Genomic DNA, 3,297 nt, shown 5'->3' with positions numbered 1-3,297 from the left:
CCGTGGGTCGATGTTTGATGTTATGGAGCAGCAACGATGTTACGCAGCAGGGCAGTCGCCCTAAAACAAAGTTAGGCATCACAAAGTACAGCATCGTGACCAACAGCAACGATTCCGTCACACTGCGCCTCATGACTGAGCATGACCTTGCGATGCTCTATGAGTGGCTAAATCGATCTCATATCGTCGAGTGGTGGGGCGGAGAAGAAGCACGCCCGACACTTGCTGACGTACAGGAACAGTACTTGCCAAGCGTTTTAGCGCAAGAGTCCGTCACTCCATACATTGCAATGCTGAATGGAGAGCCGATTGGGTATGCCCAGTCGTACGTTGCTCTTGGAAGCGGGGACGGATGGTGGGAAGAAGAAACCGATCCAGGAGTACGCGGAATAGACCAGTTACTGGCGAATGCATCACAACTGGGCAAAGGCTTGGGAACCAAGCTGGTTCGAGCTCTGGTTGAGTTGCTGTTCAATGATCCCGAGGTCACCAAGATCCAAACGGACCCGTCGCCGAGCAACTTGCGAGCGATCCGATGCTACGAGAAAGCGGGGTTTGAGAGGCAAGGTACCGTAACCACCCCAGATGGTCCAGCCGTGTACATGGTTCAAACACGCCAGGCATTCGAGCGAACACGCAGTGATGCCTAACCCTTCCATCGAGGGGGACGTCCAAGGGCTGGCGCCCTTGGCCGCCCCTCATGTCAAACGTTAGGCGTCATGCATGAACCACACCGTCCCCGCAGAGGTATCCGCTCAGGTGCGGATAGTCGTCGACGTCATAAAGTCACATTTGGAGCCTGTGCTTCTTGCCATTTGTCAATGGCCATTAATTTTGACCCACCTTTGGCCAATAAAATTGACCCACCCTTGCACGTTTAACCCGTTGTTTTCTGTTTCAGCCGATAGCTCTCTCCTCCCAGCATAAAGATGTGTGAGTGATGGATGATTCGGTCGATGATCGGTACTGCCACGTTGTCGTCGTGGAAGAACTCGCCCCAGCAGGTGAAGTCCTTGTTGGTGGTCAGGATGATAGACCGGTATTCGTACAGACTGTTGATCAGCTGGAACAGGTTGTAGCGGGCCTGCCGGGTCATGGGCAGGTAGCCCAGCTCATCGATGATCAAGAGGTCGACCTTGCTCAGCTGGCTGATTTTCTTTTTCAGCTCGCCCTTCATTTCTGCCAGCTCCAGTTCTTCCACCAACTCCAGCGCGGTGCGAAACAATACCCGGTATCCGGCCTCGACGGCCTTGTGGCCAATCCCGATGGCCAGGTGGGTCTTGCCCACGCCTGGCGGGCCGATGAAGATCACGTTGTTGCGCTCGTCGATGAACCGGAAGTCCAGCAGGCTGTTGATCTGGCGCTTGCTGATGGTGGTCTGGTGGCGATAGTCAAAGCCCTCCAGATGCTTGTGCGCAGGAAAGCCTGCCGTCTTGTAATTGCGCTGTACCCGGTTGGCCTGACGCTGCTGGAGTTCGTATTCAGCCAGTCGCTGTGCAAAGCTCAGGAACGACATTTCACTGGCTTCGGCCTCGGCCAGTAACTGGGCGAGCTCTGCGGCGATGGAGGTCATGCGCAGGCTACGGTACTGGGCGGCAGTCTGTTCAAGCATGCCCATGGGTCACCTCCTGGCCAGTCGAGCGGCCAAGCTGTCGGTATGCACTCAAGTCCAGCTCTGACGGAGCCTCTGGCACGGGCTCAGGCAGACGCTCACGCCGGCTGGCCAGCTGGGTGGCCACCAGATACGCTTCGATCTGTCGGGCGGTCAGGCCCGGCTTCTGGCTCAGGTTCAACAGCATGTCCCGTTCAACAGGTGCGTGCTTACTCAGCAGGTTGCGTACTGCGAACAGTTGATCCTTATAGACCTTGGGCAAGGATCTCCGCAACTGATCACACAAGGCCAGGCTGAGTGCCTCGTCGCCCACCAGTACTTGAATGTCCTGCTCCAGCTGCTGCCGGCGCTGGGCATGGTCACGGTAGTGGTGGGTGTTTTTGATAATCTGACCTTTGCCGCCCGCCAACGCATGCTGGGCAATCACTTCGCCAGTTTGTAGATCAATCACATGCAGCTGGCTGTCGTCTTCCAGCACACCGACACGGCTTTGCTGCCAGGCCATGGGCACAGAGTACTTGTTGGCCTTCCAGGAGATCAGTCCGGTCTTATCCGCCTTGCGGGTCTCACGGGCTTCAGATGTGACGCAAGAGGGTGACAGGTAGGGCTTGAGCAGAGCCTGTTCGTCACGTTCAAAACGCAGCTGAGGTGCCTCACCTGTGGTGCCGTGTGCCCGCACATTGGCGACCTTGTCCAGCCAGTGATGCACATGCTCGCGCAGGTGCTGCTCATCACGGAAGGTCTCGCCGTAAAAGCAGTCCTGCTTGACGTATTTGACGCCCGCTTCAACCTTGCCCTTGCTCTCGGGGTCATAGCCTTCGCAAGCATGGATACGAAAGCCGGCTGTGGTGGCGTACTGATGAAAACGCTCGTTGAGGGTCAGCTCCCGGTATTTCTCCTCAATCACCACCAGCTTGGTCTGGTCGTACACCAGCTCTTCAGGCATGCCGCCAAAGTAGCGCAGCGCTTCGTCATGCAGCTGGATGAACTGCCGGGTATCCAGCGGCTTAAACGACAGGCCCACATACATCAGCCGCGAGTACGCCAGCACAAACACAACAAAGTGCACCACTGTTTCCACGCCACCAATCAGCACGTTACGCAGCTCGCCCGGGTCAACCTGGCACTGCACACCCGGCACCTCATCAACCACCGGCTCGTAATATCGGTGCTGACCGGTTGCAACCTCTTCCTTCAGCGCGCTGACGTAACGACGAATACTGCGCTCGGAGGTCGGCAGCTCACCCAGTTTCTCCTTGAGCTTGCGGGCAATCTTGACTGCACTGAGCCCGGGAAAGCTGGCCAGCAAGCTGATCAGGTATCCCCGGTAGGTGTCGAGCTGTTTGCTGCGGACAGGGTTATCCAGCTTGCGGGCAGTGGTTGTTTCATCCTGACGCAGATACTTGCGCACGCTGTTGCGCGAGATGCCCAGCTCCCGGCTGATGGCCCGAATGGAAAGTCCTTTGCCATCGTCATGTAATGATTTTATTTTGTGTATCACGTTCCACCTCATCATCAGAACGGTTCCCGGCCTGCCAAAAGGCTGGGAACCCTATCTGCATTTCTGGCCGGTTGGCCACCTTGGGGTGGGTCAAAATTAATGGCCAGGGCACTGTTGCAAAGTTAGCGATGAGGCAGCCTTTTGTCTTATTCAAAGGCCTTACATTTCAAAAACTCTGCTTACC

General features: G+C 56.4%; 3 protein-coding genes. 1 reads left to right on the top strand and 2 read right to left on the bottom strand.

The window, feature by feature from the left end; translation table 11 throughout:
- Nucleotides 1–95 precede the first annotated feature (95 nt).
- Entirely contained in the window at nucleotides 96–650 is a 555-nt protein-coding gene (locus CHU32_RS27645; protein WP_032488579.1) for an aminoglycoside N-acetyltransferase AAC(6')-Ib3, read from the top strand.
- Between the two features lie 227 nt (nucleotides 651–877).
- Here CHU32_RS27645 and istB read toward each other — a convergent pair whose 3' ends face one another.
- Complete coding sequence (istB, locus tag CHU32_RS27640) at nucleotides 878–1,618, bottom strand: IS21-like element helper ATPase IstB (RefSeq protein ID WP_012695455.1); 741 nt, start codon at nucleotides 1,616–1,618, stop codon at nucleotides 878–880.
- Nucleotides 1,605–3,113, bottom strand: coding sequence for an IS21-like element ISCfr8 family transposase (gene istA, locus CHU32_RS27635; RefSeq protein ID WP_077249983.1), 1,509 nt, complete (start codon nucleotides 3,111–3,113; stop codon nucleotides 1,605–1,607). The genes istB and istA overlap by 14 nt, the downstream gene beginning before the upstream one ends.
- Nucleotides 3,114–3,297: the final 184 nt, after the last annotated feature.

Source organism: Superficieibacter electus, from assembly GCF_002915575.1.
GTDB classification, from domain to species: Bacteria; Pseudomonadota; Gammaproteobacteria; order Enterobacterales; family Enterobacteriaceae; genus Superficieibacter; species Superficieibacter electus.
Note: the sequence above shows the minus strand (reverse complement) of the source record. Positions and strands in the feature narration are given on the sequence as shown.

Bases quoted from the DNA above. Each gene is read 5' to 3' on its own strand.
- istB (WP_012695455.1), bottom strand. From the start codon at position 1,618: ATGGGCATGCTTGAACAGACTGCCGCCCAGTACCGTAGCCTGCGCATG.